The sequence below is a fragment of the Cytobacillus sp. SAFR-174 genome (genome assembly GCF_051964675.1).
Classification (GTDB): Bacteria; Bacillota; Bacilli; order Bacillales; family Cytobacillaceae; genus Cytobacillus.
Genome location: NZ_JBQCMZ010000001.1, coordinates 180919 through 197717 on the forward strand (window position 1 = coordinate 180919; position 16799 = coordinate 197717).

A 16799-nucleotide genomic window follows, 5' to 3' on the forward strand; every position below is an offset into this window, starting at 1 on the left:
GGAGCGCATTGCCAAGTAAACAAAATCTCTAAATCCCGCAAAAAAACTTTTTACTAAAGAAGCCTTCAATAGTATGATAATAGCTACATTATAGTGTAAAGAAAAAATATTGACAAATAATTATAGGAAGGCTATAATTACCTTTGTTGCCTTGGGGTGATTCGTATGAAATGGACTTTAAGTCAGTTACAAAAATATCGAAGCAAGGACTTTCCCATTGATGAAACTGTCAATGCTGATGAGGTCATGAAATTGAATCCGGAAATACGCGGTGCATCACCAATGCATGTGACTGGCCGTGCGGATATCGATTCTGCCAAAGTGACCTTTCATTTAACTATAAAGGGTCATTTAATATTGCCTTGTTCTCGTACTTTAGTTGACGTAAATTATCCAATTAATGTTGAAACAACTGAAACTTTCCTCTTAAAAGGTCCTGATTATGAGACCGAAGAGGAAGTTCACCAGGTAAAAGGGGATGTGATTGATTTAAATCCGATCCTTCATGAGATCCTTTTACTCGAAGTCCCAATGCAAGTTTTCTGCGAAGACAGCAGTGAAGAGGGAGCTCCACAATCCGGTAAGGATTGGGAGGTCATTCATGAGCAGGATAAACAGGATAAAGTAGATCCTCGTCTTGCCGGACTTGCTCAATTTTTTGATCAGAATGATCCTTCTTCCGATTCATAACGGAAGAAAAACAAGAAGCACTTGAAGACACCAGCTTGCTCTGGCCTTCATAACTTTCTTAATGGGTTTGTCCAATTCCTATGGACATCCTCTAATACTCTTTAAGGAGGTGGGAAGAATGGCTGTACCTTTTAGAAGAACATCTAAAACTGCGAAGAGAAAACGTCGTACCCATTTTAAATTACAGGTTCCTGGTATGGTGGAATGCCCAAACTGTGGTGAAATGAAACTTGCTCACCGCGTTTGCAAAGCTTGCGGAACTTACAAAGGAAAAGAAGTAGTTAACGACTAATCCTTTAGATACAAAGCACAAGAACTTAGTTCTTGTGCTTTTGTCGTTTTAAAGCATCGATTTAATCATTATAAGTACATGCCTATCTATATTTTTGCTAATATTAAAAATAGTTAATCAAAATTTAAGGAGGCACCCATGAAGCCTTACATAATTGAAGAATATGAGAATGGACTGTTAATTTTCAGGATTAACAGGCCTGAAAAAAGAAATGCCATAAACTATGAGGTTATGGATGGCCTGGAGACCGCAATTCATATGGCTGGTAAGAAATCAGTAAAGGTGCTTGCGATTACGGGTGAGGGAGACCAGGCTTTTTGCTCAGGAGGGGATCTATCTTCCTTTCACAGTTTAAAGACAGAAAATGAAGCCTTTGGAATGCTAAGCAGAATGGCTGCTCTTTTAAAAAAATTACTATTCTTGCGTACACCAACTATTGCCATATTGAATGGGACAGCTGTCGGCGGAGGCTGTGAGCTGGCTGCTGCATGTGATTACCGAATTGCCAAAGCAGGAATAAAAGCAGGTTTTATTCAGGGAACTTTAGCCATAACAACCGGCTGGGGAGGCGGTTCCATTATTATGGAAAAGATGCTTCCTGCCAATGCCATGAGAATGCTGATGGAAGCAAAATTATATACTGAAGAGGAATTAAAAGAATTAGGTTTCGTACATTCAGTCTTTCAGGGCGATTCAACCGATGGGTGTCTGCATTTTCTGGAAAGAATGATTAGACTTGAGAGTGAGGTATTGGAAGCTTATAAAGATCTTCTTGTAAATAAATGGGCGAAAGCAGGCTTAGAAGAGAGAATTGACCAAGAAGTGCGCCGCTGTTCGGTTTTATGGGAGGGAGAAGCACACCATAACAAGGTTGACAGCTTCCTGAATAAGCCATAAGCGTTTTCTTTGCGGGGATGAATAAAGTTACAATTTATAATATGATATCAGTCTATCTTTTCTAGCATTGGCATATGTATAAAGAAAAACACTAGGAGGGATACGCTGATGTCTTCAACCCGTCAGGATGCTTGGTCTCAAGATGAAGATTTACTTCTTGCAGAAGTTGTGCTCCGTCATATACGTGAAGGAGGAACTCAGCTTCAGGCATTTGAAGAAGTTGGCAAACAGTTAAGCAGAACCGCGGCTGCCTGCGGATTTCGCTGGAATTCTTATGTAAGAAAACAATATAAATCAGGTATTGAATTGGCAAAAAAGCAGAGAAAAGAAATGAAGAAAAACCCGCAGGCTGCTGGAAGTGAACATGATCTTCATGCAGTTCCTGAGGAAAAGACGGAAAAAAGCGAAAACACAGTTCAGGAAATTAATAGGAAAATCGAGTTTGATGAGTTAGTCGGCTTTCTGAAAGCCTTATATGAGAATGCTCAGAAACCTGCACCTGCAGAAGATCCCAGTGCTTTGAAACGCATTCAGGAGCTTGAGAAGCAAATGTACTACCTGGCTGCGGAAAATGAGAAATTAATTAAAGAGTTAAATACGCTGGAACAGGATTACAAAGCACTGGTAGAGATTATGGAAAGTGCAAGAAAGCTTGTTGGGCTTAAGGACGGCAGCCGCCACAAAAACTTGAATTTTACTGTAAATCCCGAAATAAAGCCTGAAAAGGTTGAGAAATAGATGATTGTAAATAAATAGAAATAAGCGGACTGAAATTTGTCCGCTTATTTCTATGCATTCATAGCAGAAGACATCTGCTTAATGAGTTTGTTCTTTAACACCAGCAGGGAACCAGGCAAGCGGATTCTCTCCCAGGTCGCGTTCCATATCATAATGAACGGGTTCAAATCCCATCTTCTCCCAGAAGGCCTTTGATTTCACACGCGGATTTGTTTTAATAGGAAGTCCAAATCCTTTTGCGAATTCTACAAGTGATTGCCCATAGCCTTTGTTTTGATAGTCAGGCAAAACTTCAAGCTTCCATAGCTCTAAATAATCCTGTGCAGGTTCGAAATAGCGGTCGAATCTTGCTTCGATTTGATAAAGGCTCATGCGTGCAACAAGCTTATCCCCGAAATAAATACCATAAAATGGAGATTCGCTGTCGTTTTCGATAATATTAGCTTCAAGGTCTTCAAGCATGGAAAGCTCCTGCAATCCATACTCTTTAAATTTCTTAAACTCTTCCAGAGTTTTATAATTTACCTTTAATTTTTCAACCTTATAGTTCATAAAATCTCCCCCTTAGCCATCGGTGTGTAGGAATTCCGCGGATGTAAACGCTTTATAATACCTTCCTTTAAAGTTGAAAGGTTTCTTCTTTGTCTATTATTATATAACAAGTAAACAAAAAATTCTGCACATATGGAAAACTTAATATATTTTTAGTTTTTTTATAAAAATCAGAAAGCGTTTACAAATATAGCAGGAAATAAGCAGAAGATTGTAGAAATATATATTATTGCAGGATTAATACAAGTAGAAAGGGGCCAGATTGTGCGAAAAATTCTGATTGCCAACAGGGGAGAAATTGCTTTAAGAATCATAAAAACCTGCCGTGAAATGGAAATTGAAACTATTGCCATATATTCTGATGCAGATAAAGACCTGCCATTTGTTAAAGAAGCTACATATGCTTTCCATATTGGTGAACCGCCTGTCAATAAATCTTATTTAAAAACAGATGCCATTCTAGAGATTGCCAAAAGGGAAAAGGCAGATGGAATTCATCCGGGATATGGTTTTTTGTCGGAAAACGCCGGCTTTGCAAGAGCTGTAATTGATGCAGGGATTGCTTTTATTGGACCGGATCCGGAAACGATTGAATTGATGGGGGATAAAATTGTATCCCGCAAAACCATGAAGGAAGCAGGAGTGCCGGTTGTCCCGGGCAGCGGAGAGGGAACCTCAACCATCGAGGAAGCATGCAGGCTTGCTGATGATATGGGTTACCCAGTTATGCTAAAGGCAAGCGGTGGAGGCGGAGGAATTGGTATGGTGCGCTGTGAAAATGAGCAAGCGCTCGCTAAGTCCTTTGACTCAACCAAAGCCCGTGCCAAAGCTTATTTTGGTTCTGATGAGGTTTTTATAGAAAAGTATATAGAGAATGCCAGACATATTGAAATACAGGTGTTTGGTGATCATCATGGGAATATCGTCCACTTATTTGAAAGAGATTGCTCTATACAGAGGAGACATCAGAAGGTAGTGGAGGAATCACCATCTCCTTTCCTTTCAGAGCAAACAAAGCAAAAGATGTATGATACAGCTTTGATGGCTGCCAGAGCAGTCAATTATAAAAATGCCGGTACTATTGAGTTCATTGTAGATGAACAGGAGAATTTTTATTTTCTTGAAATGAATACAAGACTTCAGGTCGAGCATCCCGTAACTGAACAAGTAACCGGACTTGATCTTGTCGAATGGCAGCTCCTTGCAGCGAGAGGGGAAAAGCTTCCTCTTGAACAGAACAATATAGAGCAGCAGGGCCATTCGATTGAATTTAGGCTTTATGCAGAGGATCCTGTAAGCTTCATGCCTTCTCCTGGGAAATTGTCAAAATTTGAATGGGCAGATTCTCCGGGAATACGAGTAGATTACGGATATGCTTCAAATACGGCAGTCAGCCCATTTTATGATCCTATGATCGCAAAATGCATTATCTATGGCCAATCAAGGGATGAAGCAATCAAAAATGCACTGCGATTCTTTGATGGACTGAAAATTGAAGGTATTAAAACGAATGCCCCATTATTTAAAGAAATTTTAAAAGACGAAGATTTCCGTAATGGAAATTATTCTACATCCTATCTAACCCAGAAGGCTTTTGCCGTTAACTAAAAGGAGGAAATTACAATGAAAGAAATTACATCATCAATGGCAGGTACTGTATTAAATGTGTTGGTCGAAGCAGGCCAGGAGGTTAATGCAGGACAGGAAGTACTAATGCTTGAGTCCATGAAAATGGAAATTCCGGTCGAAAGCGAAACTGCTGGGAAAGTTGCTGAAGTGAAGGTCAGCATAGGAGATTTTGTGAACGAAGGCGATGTGCTGGTTGTATTTGAGTAAGCAGGCAGGGACACACAAGGCATGAGGCTGCTTGCTAAGCCCCGTCTGTTCCGTGTAACTATCTGCCATTCGGATTATTGGCTATAATTTGAAATTTATCGCAGTCTAACGGGAGTAAGACCCCCCACTTCAAGATTCAGAGGAATCAAAGGAGGATAAGTGGGGGTCAAACTGCCCGTAAAGGCCCGATTGGTGAGATACAGTGAAACTTGCCGACGCGCAGGCAGAGGCTTAGTTGAACCAATCGGGTTCATAGTGTCGATTGATCGAAGCGCTAGCGGAGATCTTAGCGACACTAGAACGCGACTAACAATCAGGGGATAAGGCCTCCCTGATTGAAGTTTCACTTTATATTTGAGGAGGATGGGAATGACTACTGCAAAGACATTAACTGAGACGCTCCAGGAAAGAAGCCGGGTAATAGAAGCGGGCGGACATCCAAAATATCATGAAAAGAACGAAGCACAAAACAAGCTATTTGTAAGAAGACGGCTAGAGCTTTTGTTTGATGACGGATTCTATGAAGAAGATGGAAAATTTGCGAACTGCCAGGAAAATGACCTTCCTGCAGATGGAGTTGTTACTGCAGTTGGAAAGATAAACGGCCAGACTGTCTGCGTAATGGCGAATGATTCAACAGTAAAAGCCGGCTCCTGGGGTGCGAGGACGGTTGAAAAGATCATCCGTATTCAGGAGACAGCAGAGAAGTTGAAAGTTCCGATTCTATACCTGGTTGACTCTGCCGGTGCCCGTATTACCGATCAGCTTGAAATGTTTCCGAATAGACGCGGAGCAGGAAGAATTTTTTATAACCAGGTAAAGCTTTCAGGCATGATACCGCAGATTTGCCTCCTTTTTGGACCATCTGCTGCCGGCGGAGCTTATATACCTGCATTTTGTGATATTGTTATAATGGTAGATCAAAATGCTTCTATGTATCTCGGATCACCAAGGATGGCAGAAAAGGTTATCGGGGAGAAGGTAACCCTGGAAGAAATGGGCGGCGCCCGCATGCATTGTTCTGTCAGCGGATGTGGTGATGTCCTTGCTTATAGTGAGGAAGAGGCTATTGAGTCAGCAAGAAGGTATTTGGCATATTTCCCGGCAAGCTTTAAAGAAAAACCTGCGAAGCTGGAAGCCGTCATGCCAAAATCCGGCCGTGCGCTTGAAGAAATCATCCCAAAAAATCAAAATGCCCCATTTGACATGTATGAGTGTATTGATTCCTTAATTGATGAAGGCAGCTTTTTTGAAATTAAGAAGCTTTTTGCTGCGGAACTAATCACAGGACTTGCCCGAATAGGCGGAAGGCAAGTGGGAATTATCGCCAACCAGCCAAAGGTTAAAGGCGGCGTTTTATTTGTGGATTCTGCGGATAAAGCAGCGAAGTTTATTCAGCTTTGTGATGCTTTCCATATTCCGCTGTTATTCCTGGCGGATGTCCCTGGGTTCATGATCGGGACAAAGGTTGAAAGAGCCGGAATTATCCGTCATGGTGCCAAGCTTATTGCTGCCATGAGTTCTGCAACAGTTCCGAAAATCTCCGTTGTTGTAAGAAAGGCATATGGAGCCGGATTGTATGCAATGGCTGGTCCGGCATTTGAGCCTGATTGCTGCATAGCATTGCCAACAGCGCAAATTGCAGTAATGGGACCTGAGGCAGCTGTAAATGCTGTTTATTCCAATAAAATCAATGCGATTGAAGATCCAAAAGAAAAGATTAAGTATGTTCAGGAAAAACAGCAGGAATATAAAGAAACCATTGATATCTACAAGCTAGCCTCTGAATTAATTGTTGACGATATTGTTGCACCTTCAGATTTAAGAAATGTTTTAATTAACCGATTTACTCTTTATGAGACTAAAGAACTGACATTCAGTGTCCGGAAACATCCGGTTTATCCGGTTTAATACTCATCATTAAAAATCCCTTTTTCGATTTTCGAAAAAGGGATTTTTTTAAAGGATTTAGCTGATGAAAAATGGAATTAAGAAATAACTATTAGATTTCATGTTAAAAATGTTCCATTTTACCCATGAATTTATCTTATTTTGTTAAAATATGTTTAAAAAGTAAAAATGGTGGAGTCTGTTATGAAAATAGCTATTATCGGAGGAGGCGCTGTCGGCCTTCTGTTTGCCCATTACTTAAATGAAAATCATGATGTGCTTATCTATGTGAGAAACAGCATTCAGCTGAATAAGCTGCGCAAAAATGGACTTACAATCGAGAGAAATGGAATCCGCAGCAATACCCGCGTTAAGGCATGCCATTTTAGTGAATGGAAGGGGGAAGAGGATTTAACAATCGTTGCGGTTAAGCAATACAGTATTCCTGAATTGACAATAGATTTATTGAAGAAGGATGCTTGCAAATCCGGGTCATTTTTGTTTCTGCAAAATGGGATGGGGCACTTGAGGTGGGCAGAAATGCTGGAAGCTGATAACCTTTTTGTGGGCAGTGTTGAGCATGGTGCTTTTAAGACAGCATCTGATACTGTGCTGCATACCGGGGTAGGAGTCACAAAAGTGGCAGCATTAAAGGGTGATGTGGATTTTTTGAAAAAAATTTCCGATTCGGCATCCTGCTTTTTTCCATTTATTTTCGTCGAGGATCATCTGGAAATGCTAATTCAAAAATTAATCGTCAACTGTCTGATAAACCCTCTCACTGCAGTTCTCCGTGTTAGAAATGGTGAACTGCTTTCGAATAAATATTATTATCAGCTATTTTTAAAGTTGTTTGAGGAAGTAAGTGCCATATTAAAAATCACTGATAAAGCAGCTGCTTTAAGCCACGTAAAAAGTGTCTGTAAGGAAACAGGGATGAACAGATCCTCAATGCTTAAGGATATTGAAGAAGGCAGGGAAACAGAGATAGATGCTATTTTAGGCTATATCCTCAAGGAAGCTGAAATGAAGAAAATGTCTGCTCCGTATACAGAAAGTCTTTATTGTCAGATTAAAGGCAGGGAGAGGGGGAAATAAGTTGAACACTGTGTTCTCAAGCCTGATTGCAACACTGGTGACCATACCGCTGCTCGGGTACCTGGCTGTTTTTATTATCAGCAAACAAATTACAAAAAAACATAAAAAATCTGTACATATTGCCTTGGATGTCAGCACTTTTTTATTTATATTGTCGGTTCACTATTTAATTATCGTTATCTGGGATAAATCTTTTCTATGGATGATTATTCTATCCCTGCTCATTACAGCTGTCATTTTTATTATCATTCATTGGAGAATTAAGCATGAAATTAATATGCGTATCTTATTCAAAGGATTCTGGAGATTTAATTTCCTGCTCTATTTAACAGCTTATATTATCTTGATGCTAATCGGTCTTGTTCAAAGGGTAACTTCCGTTGTTTTCATACCTTAATAAACAGGTTTATAAACATGATGATTTAACATTTAGAATTGAAGCATTTAGGTAAGCAAAGTTTTTTTCTTTTCAATTAAGACAATGCTATACTCATAAGATGAAAATCAAAATGATCAGCTATGAGAAAGGAAGTTCATTAATGGAGATTCTTAATCTCTCATTACCGGCAACAAACCGGTTTGCAACAGATTATATTGCACAAACAGAAGAACTTATGCAGTTTTTTCACTATCGTTATAATTCGGATTCTGATTATAAAGCAAGGGTAGCTGAACTGAAGGGCCGTTCATTTATGAGGAATGAACTTTCTCAATATATTGGAGAGTTTATGGATCGTTTTCCTTCTTCACCGGCAGTTCATGACTCGCTAAATAAGCTTAAGCAAGAAAATAGTGCAGTGATTATCGGAGGACAGCAGGCAGGGATTTTGACGGGACCTCTTTATACTATACATAAAATCATCTCAATCATTCATCTTGCAAAACAGCAGGAAAGTAAGCTGGGCATTCCCGTTGTACCTGTTTTCTGGATTGCGGGCGAGGATCATGACTATCAGGAAGTAAATCACATTTTCATCGAGAAGAATAATAAAATGGAAAAATTGACTTACCCTGAAAAAGTATTAGAGAAGAAAATGGTATCAAATATCCCTTTGAACCGTGAAAAATGCAGGGCATGGGTGGAAGACATCATTGAAACTTTTGGAGAGACCGAACATACAAAAAATCTCCTTTTGGTATTGGAAGAAAAAATTATGCATTCCAAAACCTATGTGGATTTCTTTGCCGGCATTATCATGCATTTATTTAAAGAAACAGGGCTTCTTCTGGTTGATTCCGGTGACCCAAGGCTCCGCCAGCTTGAAAGCAGTATTTTTGGCAACCAGATTAAAGGCTTTGAAGAAATCACAAACCGTGTGAAAATCCAGCAGCATAACCTGGAGAATGCTGGATTTTCAAATGCCATTGATTTAAGTGAAAATGCTGCCAACCTGTTCTATTATGATGAAAAGCATAAAGAAAGGGTTCTTTTGGAGTTCAATCAGGAGAAAAAGGTATTTACAGGGAAGGAGTGCTTCCATGAGTTTACCATGAGTGAGCTTCTGGAGATTGCTGAAAATCATCCAGAAAGACTGAGCAATAATGTGGTGACAAGACCCATCACTCAGGAATGCCTATTTCCGGTTCTAGCCTTTATAGCCGGGCCTGGTGAAATTGCCTATTGGGCTGAACTTAAAATGGCATTTGAATGGTTTGGGATGAAAATGCCTCCTATTATGCCGCGTTTAAATATAACCTTTTTAGAACGGTCTGTAGAAAGTGATTTGGACGAATTAGGACTTGATTTACAGTCTGTGCTCGTATCAGGAACGGAAGCAGTGAAGGAAGCTTATCTAAAGAGTATTAAAAATGAAAGCTTAGAAGACCAGTTCCGTAAAACAAAAGATCAGTTAAAACAAAATTATGAGCTTATTGAAGAGCTTACATTAAAAGATGTTAGTGCCCTTCTTCCACTGTTGAAGAAAAATGAAGAGCTGTTATTGAAGCAAATAGATTTCATGGAGAATAAAATTCAGAAATCCATACAGCAAAAATATGATGTGGTTATTAAAAAATATGAAAAAGCGGAAATCTCCCTGAGACCGGGCGGCATTCCTCAGGAGAGAGTGTGGAATATTCTATATTACCTTAATAAATATGGGACAGATTTTCTTGAAGAATTACTCCATATCTCGTTTGATTTTGATGGGACACACAAAGTCATAAAAATTTAATATTCGCCATTATTCTTCGGGCCTTATCCATTTGGATAAGGTCCTTTTTATATGAAAAAGAAGGTGAAACCTCTTTATCACCTGTGTTTTCCCCTTTAAAAAACCTTGTGTAAAAACAGTAAAGAGTTTAAAGAAAATGTAATAAAAAGACGAACGGAAAATGGAAGAATACCTTATAGGAAGCAGGATTTTAAATGTAGTGGTAGAATAATTAAAAACATGTGGAGGAAAGTGGGGGATTGTGGTACATTTGAGTTAGAAAGTGGGTGCAGTGGGTATGTTCATGGGTGAGTTCCATCATAACGTTGATAATAAAGGCCGTCTCATCGTGCCATCCAAGTTTCGTGATAACCTGGGTGAAACATTTGTTTTGACACGCGGCCTTGATCAATGTTTGTTTGGCTACCCCATGGATGAGTGGAGGCAGCTTGAAGAGAAATTAAAAGGACTTCCGCTTACTAAAAAAGATGCCCGTGCATTTACCCGTTTTTTCTTTTCAGGTGCCACTGAATGTGAAATAGATAAGCAAGGAAGAATAAATATTGCTTCCCCGCTTCTGCAATATGCAAAATTGGAAAAAGAATGTGTAGTGCTGGGCGTTTCCAATCGGATCGAGATATGGAGCAAAAATCTTTGGGAAGATTATTTTGCAGAATCAGAGGAATCTTTTGCTGATATTGCGGAAAATATGATTGGGTTTGATATATAATGGGAATGTTTTAGTAATATAATTTCCCATGAAACAAAGATACTTGTTTAGCTCCGGATGCTTACAACGCGTCTTGTGCTTCTCTGATTGGAAAGGTGGATTCATTCAACAATGTTTGAACATACAACAGTACTATTAAAAGAAACAGTAGAAGGCTTAAACATCCATCCTGATGGTGTGTATGTGGATTGTACCCTGGGCGGAGCAGGCCACAGTAAATTAATTCTTTCCCAGCTGTCTGCAAAAGGAAAGCTATACGCATTTGACCAGGATGACACAGCAATTGCACACGCAAAAGAAAAACTGGCTGAATATGGCGACAGAATCACGATTATCAAAAGCAATTTCAAGTATCTTCAGGAAGAGCTTGAAAACCTTGGTGTTTCTAGAGTGGATGGTGTTTTATATGATCTTGGCGTTTCTTCACCTCAGCTGGATACACCTGAAAGAGGATTCAGCTATCATAATGATGCCCCGCTTGATATGAGAATGGATACCGGTGCTGATATTTCCGCTTATGATGTGGTAAACAGCTGGGAATATGGTGAACTTGTGAAAATCTTCTTCAGATATGGAGAAGAGAAATTCTCAAAGCAAATTGCGAGGAAAATTGAAGCGGCCAGGGAAGTTACTCCGATAGAAACAACAGGCCAGCTGGTAGAAATTATTAAAGAGGCCATTCCTGCACCTGCCAGGCGAAAAGGCGGACATCCCGCCAAGCGTGTTTTTCAGGCAATTAGAATAGCTGTAAATGATGAACTGGGTGTATTTGAAGATTCTCTGCACCAGGCTATTGACATATTAAATCCCAATGGAAGAATCAGCGTAATTACGTTTCACTCACTGGAGGACCGAATTTGTAAAGCTGCCTTTAAAAAAGCCAGCGAAACACCGAATCTGCCTCCCGGCCTGCCGATTATTCCAGATGAATATAAGCCAACCTTAAAGTTAATTAACAGAAAGCCGATTCTGCCTTCAGAGGAAGAGCTGGAACATAATAATCGAGCAAGGTCCGCAAAGCTGAGAATAGCAGAAAAGCTTTAATCGAATAGAGAAAATAAATTACAGGAGGGGAATTATGAGCAATTTAGCCCGAAAAATACAGGAAGAAAAACAATTTGATGTTCAAACCCAGCCCGTACAGGCCCCAAAGAAATTAAAAACAAAAAAGTCCTGGCTTTCCCCCGGCGAGAAAATACTGGGGCTTGCTTTCACTGGCATTGTTTGTTTTGGTGCAGTGCAAATGGTTTCAAATCAGGCGGCCATTTACGAAGTAAACAAAGAAATTCAGCAAACAGAAGAAGCAATCCAAACGCAGAGCAAAGTGAATACAGATCTTAGTATGCAAGTGAGTGAATTAAGTACATACGAACGCATTAAAGCGAAAGCTGAAGCAATGGGTCTCAAATTCAGCGGAAATAATGTCAAGGTCGTGGAAGATTAATGAAGAAACAGCCAAATATCAATTTTGGAGCAGCGATATTATTTTTAATATTCAGCCTGCTCTTTTTTGTATTAATTTTTCGCTTTGTTTCTATTCAGGCAACAGGTGAGGCAGCAGGCCACGCACTTGCAGCTAAGGCTCAGCAGAAATATGAACGCGAAAAGACCATTCAGGCCAAAAGGGGTACCATTTATGACCGAAATGGCGAAGTCATTGCCGAGGATACTATTTCTTACAAGCTTGTAGCAATCCTGGACAAAAGCATGAAACCTGATTATGTGAAAGACCCCGGAAAAACAGCAGCGGCGCTTTCAAAAGCCATTGACCTGGAAGAGTCAGAGATTTACAGGATTTTAACAAAGAAAACAAAAGATGGAGAAAAACCATTCCAGGTTGAATTTGGAAAAGAGGGCCGCGATCTTCCGTTAAAGACAAAAAGAGAAATAGAAGATATGAAATTGCCCGGGATTACCTTCATAACAGATTCCAAGCGGTTTTATCCAAATGGAGTCTTCGCCTCACATTTAGTCGGGTATGTTGAAAAGAAAAAATCAAAAACAAATAAGACCGATACAGTCGGGATGCTGGGCCTCGAGCAGAGCTTAAATAAGGTGCTCACAGGAAAAGATGGGAAATTCAGCTATGAAAGTGATATATGGGGCTATCTGCTTCCTAATGGAGATCAAAAAATCCAGCCTGCTCAAAATGGCAAAGATGTGTATCTGACGATCGATAAGAAGATCCAGACCTTCCTCGAAGATTCTATGAATAAAGTAGACGAGGAGTATAAGCCGAAAAAAATGGTTGCGGTAGTCGCTGATGCTAAAACAGGTGAAATTTTGGCTATGGGACAGAGACCGTCCTTTCATCCGAAAACAAAGGAAGGCATCGAAGACACTTGGCATAATGAAGTGATTGAAAACTCATTTGAGCCCGGATCAACCATGAAGATTTTTACTTTGGCTGCTGCCATTGAGGAGGGTGAGTTTAATCCGAATGAATGGTATAAATCAGGAAGTTATAAAGTGACGGAAAATTCACCGGCTATACGAGACCATAATCAGGGACGCGGCTGGGGATCGATTACTTACCTTGAAGGTGTGCAGCGTTCATCGAATGTGGCTTTTGCGAAGATAGTGAAAGAAAAGCTCGGGTATGAAAAATACAGGGAATATATAACAAAGTTCGGCTTTGAAAATCCGACGGGGATTGACCTGCCGAATGAAACGGGCGGAAAGATCGCTTATGAGTGGCCGCTTGATAAGGTAACTACGGGATTCGGACAAGGTTCGGCCATTACGCCTATTCAGCAGATACAGGCAGCTACCGCCATCGCGAATGACGGCAAAATGATGCAGCCACATGTTATCAGCAGTATTGTTGATAGCGATAAAAAGGAAGTCGTGAAAAAAACAAAGCCGAAGGTGAAGGGTAATCCCATATCTGCAGAAACGGCAAAGAAAGCCAGGGATATCCTGGAAACAGTTGTTTCTTCTGAAAAAGGAACAGGGTATAAAAGGTATAATATCGAAGGCTATGAGGTTGCGGGAAAAACGGGGACTGCCCAAATCCCCGATCCAAATGGCGGGGGATATTTAACAGGTCATGAAAATTTTATCTTCTCGTTTTTAGGCATGGCGCCAAAAGATGATCCTGAACTGATCATCTATGTAGCGGTCCAGCAGCCGGATATTGACCTCAGTACAAATGGTGCAGAACCTGTTGCTAAGATTTTTACTCCGGTAATGAAAAGCAGTCTGCAATATTTAAATATAGAACCGGCAAAAGAACTAAAGGCAAATTCGGAACAAGCGCCTGAAGTGGAAGGAAAAACAGTTGAGGAAGCAAAGGCACAATTGAAAAAATCCGGATTTGAAGCTATTGTGCTGGGAAAGGGCACCAAGGTACAAAGGCAGGTCCCTGGCAATATGTATAATTTGCTTGAAGGCGAACGAGTGATCTTAAAGACAGATGGTGAATTAACAGTGCCTGATATGTCTGGCTGGTCGTTAAGGGACGTCATGAAGGTGGCAAAGCTTGCTGACTTAAAGCTTAATACTGTTGGAAGCGGGTATGTGATGAAACAAAATCTGAAAGCCGGTTCTGTACTTAGGGAAGGTGACTATTTAATAGTCGAACTTGAGCACCCTGCTGAGAAATATAATGAGGAGAACCTCAAATCAGAAGAGCAGCAAGAAGAAGAGGAAGCAGTGCTTGATTAAATGGGGAACGTACTGCCGGATGTGCGGCAGTGCGTTCTATTCGTTTTGGTACAAGCATATATTGGAACGAGCCATAATTTAAGGAGGTTCGTCCGTACATGCGTGTTTCTAATGTAACCGTTCGAAAACGGCTGACTGCAGCGTTGTTTGTTGGTATTCTCGTCTTTTTTATAATTGATTTGCGTCTGGGATATGTTCAGTTTTTTCTGGGGAATATGCTTACAGATGGCGCAAAGGAGCTCTGGAGCAGAGATATCCCCTTCGAACCGGAAAGAGGAGAAATCGTTGACAGAAATGGTGTTCCGCTGGCTACTAATGTCAGTGCTCCAACTGTCTATGTTGTACCCAGACAAATCAAGGATCCTGCAGATGCTGCAGAGAAATTGGCTGCAGTACTGAATATGCCAAAAGAAAAAGCCTATGAGCTTATCACCAAAAGGGCATCAAGTGTGAAAATTCCTCAAGGCAGAAAGATTTCCCATGAAAAAGCGAAAGAAATCCGTGCATTGGGTATCGAAGGAGTATACATTGGTGAAGATTCAAAACGCCATTATCCTTTCGGTAATTACCTATCGCATGTTCTGGGGTTTGCAGGAATTGATAATCAGGGTCTTATGGGCCTTGAGTTATATTATGATGAAAAGTTAAAAGGGAAAAAGGGATCTGTTAAGTTTTATGCGAATGCAAAGGGAGAGCGGATGAACGATATGGCGGATGACTATAAGCCGCCGGTTGATGGAATGGATTTAAAGCTTACCATCGATTCAAAGATACAGACTATTGTAGAAAGGGAGCTTGATATAGCTCAGGCGGAATACAACCCTGATGGAATAATCGCAATTGCCATGAATCCAAATAATGGAGAGGTTCTTGCCATGTCCAGCAGACCGGATTTTGACCCCGCGAATTTTAAAAATGTTCCTCCGGAGATCTACAACCGCAATCTGCCGATATGGAGTACATACGAGCCTGGTTCCACATTTAAAATCATTACTCTGGCAGCTGCATTAGAAGAGGGAAAGGTAAATTTGGAAAAGGATCATTTCCACGACCCGGGATCTGTTGAAGTGGGCGGTGCCAGACTGAGATGCTGGAAAAAGGGTGGACATGGCAGTCAGACTTATCTTGAAGTAGTACAGAATTCCTGCAACCCAGGCTTTGTAGAGCTGGGTGAGAGATTAGGCAAGGAGTCTCTATTTAAATATATTCGCGACTTCGGGTTCGGCGAAAAGACCGGCATCGACCTTCAGGGCGAGGGGAAAGGGATTCTATTTAATCTCGATCGGGTTGGTCCAGTCGAGCAGGCAACCACTGCTTTTGGTCAGGGGGTTTCCGTTACCCCGATTCAGCAGGTAGCAGCCATTTCAGCTGCGGTTAATGGCGGAACATTATATACGCCTTATATAGCAAAAGAGCTTATAAATCCGGCTACAGGTGAAGTTTTGATGAAAAAATCGCCTGATGCAAAGAGAAAAGTAATTTCAAAGGAAACATCAGATGAAATCCGCAAAGCGCTTGAGTCAGTTGTGGCAAAAGGATCAGGAAAAAAAGCGTTCGTTGACGGATATCGTGTTGGGGGAAAAACGGGGACTGCACAGAAAGCGCAAAATGGCAGGTACCTGGAAAATAACCATATCGTATCATTCATAGGGTTTGCACCTGCTGATGATCCTCAGCTCGTCGTGTATGTGGCTGTGGATAATCCAAAAGGAACCGTTCAATTTGGGGGTGTTGTAGCTGCTCCGATTGTAGGAGAAATCATGGGGGACAGCCTGCGGGCGATGGGTGTAAAGCCCCGCAAAAATCAAATTGAAAAAGAGCTGACATGGATGGATTCCCCAATGATTGAGGTTCCTGATATGGTAGGTATGACAAAGAAAGACCTTGGGGAACTATATCTTAACCTGAAAATTGATGCCAGCGGGACAGGGGATACGGTGGTAAAACAAACGCCTCAGCCGGGCATTAAGTTAAAAGAAGGTTCAACGATCCGCCTGTATTTTGATAATAAATAAGATAAGAAATGAGGGCGGCTTCCTCTGCGCCGCCTGAATTTTTTTTGTTTGTAAGGAAACTGTAACATACTTTCAGGGTTCTTCTTCTATATATAAAATAGCTAAAAAAGCAATTATCCTGTACAATATATATCGCCATCATTTAGAATGTTGTTTTGATTATATTTATTTATCGCAGTCTAACGGGAGTAAGACCCCACTTCAAGACTCAGCGGAACCAAAGATAATAAGGGGGTCAAACT

At 40.7% G+C, this 16799-nt stretch carries 16 protein-coding genes; 15 read left to right on the forward strand and 1 reads right to left on the reverse strand.

Annotation, left to right across the window (positions count from 1 at the left end; all coding sequences use genetic code 11):
* Window positions 1-165 precede the first annotated feature (165 nt).
* The 4 genes from ACTHRG_RS00945 (at window position 166) to ACTHRG_RS00960 (ending at window position 2617) form a co-directional block, all read left to right on the forward strand.
* Complete coding sequence (locus ACTHRG_RS00945; RefSeq protein ID WP_048011377.1) at window positions 166-690, forward strand: YceD family protein; 525 nt, start codon at window positions 166-168, stop codon at window positions 688-690.
* Between the two features lie 118 nt (window positions 691-808).
* Window positions 809-982 carry a 50S ribosomal protein L32 gene (gene rpmF, locus ACTHRG_RS00950; RefSeq protein WP_009791160.1) on the forward strand — a complete coding sequence of 58 codons (174 nt, stop codon included), beginning with the start codon at window positions 809-811 and terminating at the stop codon, window positions 980-982.
* A 138-nt stretch (window positions 983-1120) separates the two neighbouring features.
* Window positions 1121-1879, forward strand: a complete 759-nt coding sequence (locus ACTHRG_RS00955) for an enoyl-CoA hydratase/isomerase family protein (protein ID WP_076261498.1) — start codon at window positions 1121-1123, stop codon at window positions 1877-1879.
* 108 nt (window positions 1880-1987) lie between these two features.
* Entirely contained in the window at window positions 1988-2617 is a 630-nt protein-coding gene (locus ACTHRG_RS00960; protein WP_076261495.1) for an RsfA family transcriptional regulator, read from the forward strand.
* Window positions 2618-2695: 78 nt separating this feature from the next.
* Here ACTHRG_RS00960 and ACTHRG_RS00965 read toward each other — a convergent pair whose 3' ends face one another.
* Window positions 2696-3169: an N-acetyltransferase gene (locus tag ACTHRG_RS00965; protein WP_035328746.1), complete on the reverse strand. Its 474-nt coding sequence runs from the start codon at window positions 3167-3169 to the stop codon at window positions 2696-2698.
* Between the two features lie 264 nt (window positions 3170-3433).
* On the opposite strand from ACTHRG_RS00965, the gene ACTHRG_RS00970 reads away from it, so the two are divergent.
* The 11 genes from ACTHRG_RS00970 (at window position 3434) to ACTHRG_RS01020 (ending at window position 16557) form a co-directional block, all read left to right on the forward strand.
* The gene (locus ACTHRG_RS00970) at window positions 3434-4777 is read left to right on the forward strand and encodes an acetyl-CoA carboxylase biotin carboxylase subunit (protein WP_076261493.1); all 1344 of its coding nucleotides are present in this window, start codon (window positions 3434-3436) and stop codon (window positions 4775-4777) included.
* Window positions 4778-4792: 15 nt separating this feature from the next.
* The gene (locus ACTHRG_RS00975; protein ID WP_076261491.1) at window positions 4793-5005 is read left to right on the forward strand and encodes an acetyl-CoA carboxylase biotin carboxyl carrier protein subunit; all 213 of its coding nucleotides are present in this window, start codon (window positions 4793-4795) and stop codon (window positions 5003-5005) included.
* 369 nt (window positions 5006-5374) lie between these two features.
* The gene (locus ACTHRG_RS00980) at window positions 5375-6916 is read left to right on the forward strand and encodes an acyl-CoA carboxylase subunit beta (protein WP_076261489.1); all 1542 of its coding nucleotides are present in this window, start codon (window positions 5375-5377) and stop codon (window positions 6914-6916) included.
* 183 nt (window positions 6917-7099) lie between these two features.
* A complete protein-coding gene (locus ACTHRG_RS00985; RefSeq protein ID WP_076261487.1) occupies window positions 7100-7993 on the forward strand; it encodes a 2-dehydropantoate 2-reductase in 894 nt (297 codons plus the stop codon).
* Window positions 7994-8003: 10 nt separating this feature from the next.
* Window positions 8004-8390, forward strand: a complete 387-nt coding sequence (locus ACTHRG_RS00990; protein WP_311315724.1) for a DUF3397 domain-containing protein — start codon at window positions 8004-8006, stop codon at window positions 8388-8390.
* Between the two features lie 142 nt (window positions 8391-8532).
* Window positions 8533-10167: a bacillithiol biosynthesis cysteine-adding enzyme BshC gene (gene bshC, locus ACTHRG_RS00995; protein ID WP_076261483.1), complete on the forward strand. Its 1635-nt coding sequence runs from the start codon at window positions 8533-8535 to the stop codon at window positions 10165-10167.
* 277 nt (window positions 10168-10444) lie between these two features.
* A complete protein-coding gene (gene mraZ / locus ACTHRG_RS01000) occupies window positions 10445-10876 on the forward strand; it encodes a division/cell wall cluster transcriptional repressor MraZ (protein WP_009330903.1) in 432 nt (143 codons plus the stop codon).
* Window positions 10877-10987: 111 nt separating this feature from the next.
* On the forward strand, window positions 10988-11920 hold the full coding sequence (gene rsmH, locus ACTHRG_RS01005; protein WP_076261481.1) for a 16S rRNA (cytosine(1402)-N(4))-methyltransferase RsmH: 933 nt from the start codon (window positions 10988-10990) through the stop codon (window positions 11918-11920).
* Window positions 11921-11954: 34 nt separating this feature from the next.
* Window positions 11955-12320 carry a cell division protein FtsL gene (gene ftsL, locus ACTHRG_RS01010; protein ID WP_076261479.1) on the forward strand — a complete coding sequence of 122 codons (366 nt, stop codon included), beginning with the start codon at window positions 11955-11957 and terminating at the stop codon, window positions 12318-12320.
* Complete coding sequence (locus ACTHRG_RS01015; protein WP_076261477.1) at window positions 12320-14542, forward strand: penicillin-binding protein; 2223 nt, start codon at window positions 12320-12322, stop codon at window positions 14540-14542. Before ftsL ends, ACTHRG_RS01015 begins: the two co-directional genes overlap by 1 nt.
* 98 nt (window positions 14543-14640) lie before the next feature.
* Window positions 14641-16557, forward strand: coding sequence for a stage V sporulation protein D (locus ACTHRG_RS01020; RefSeq protein ID WP_076261475.1), 1917 nt, complete (start codon window positions 14641-14643; stop codon window positions 16555-16557).
* The last annotated feature ends 242 nt before the right edge of the window (window positions 16558-16799 follow it).

Bases quoted from the DNA above. Each gene is read 5' to 3' on its own strand.
- ACTHRG_RS00945 (WP_048011377.1), top strand. From the start codon at position 166: ATGAAATGGACTTTAAGTCAGTTACAAAAATATCGAAGCAAGGACTTT.
- rpmF (WP_009791160.1), top strand. From the start codon at position 809: ATGGCTGTACCTTTTAGAAGAACATCTAAAACTGCGAAGAGAAAACGT.
- ACTHRG_RS00955 (WP_076261498.1), top strand. From the start codon at position 1,121: ATGAAGCCTTACATAATTGAAGAATATGAGAATGGACTGTTAATTTTC.
- ACTHRG_RS00960 (WP_076261495.1), top strand. From the start codon at position 1,988: ATGTCTTCAACCCGTCAGGATGCTTGGTCTCAAGATGAAGATTTACTT.
- ACTHRG_RS00965 (WP_035328746.1), bottom strand. From the start codon at position 3,169: ATGAACTATAAGGTTGAAAAATTAAAGGTAAATTATAAAACTCTGGAA.
- ACTHRG_RS00975 (WP_076261491.1), top strand. From the start codon at position 4,793: ATGAAAGAAATTACATCATCAATGGCAGGTACTGTATTAAATGTGTTG.
- ACTHRG_RS00980 (WP_076261489.1), top strand. From the start codon at position 5,375: ATGACTACTGCAAAGACATTAACTGAGACGCTCCAGGAAAGAAGCCGG.
- ACTHRG_RS00985 (WP_076261487.1), top strand. From the start codon at position 7,100: ATGAAAATAGCTATTATCGGAGGAGGCGCTGTCGGCCTTCTGTTTGCC.
- bshC (WP_076261483.1), top strand. From the start codon at position 8,533: ATGGAGATTCTTAATCTCTCATTACCGGCAACAAACCGGTTTGCAACA.
- mraZ (WP_009330903.1), top strand. From the start codon at position 10,445: ATGTTCATGGGTGAGTTCCATCATAACGTTGATAATAAAGGCCGTCTC.
- rsmH (WP_076261481.1), top strand. From the start codon at position 10,988: ATGTTTGAACATACAACAGTACTATTAAAAGAAACAGTAGAAGGCTTA.
- ftsL (WP_076261479.1), top strand. From the start codon at position 11,955: ATGAGCAATTTAGCCCGAAAAATACAGGAAGAAAAACAATTTGATGTT.
- ACTHRG_RS01015 (WP_076261477.1), top strand. From the start codon at position 12,320: ATGAAGAAACAGCCAAATATCAATTTTGGAGCAGCGATATTATTTTTA.
- ACTHRG_RS01020 (WP_076261475.1), top strand. From the start codon at position 14,641: ATGCGTGTTTCTAATGTAACCGTTCGAAAACGGCTGACTGCAGCGTTG.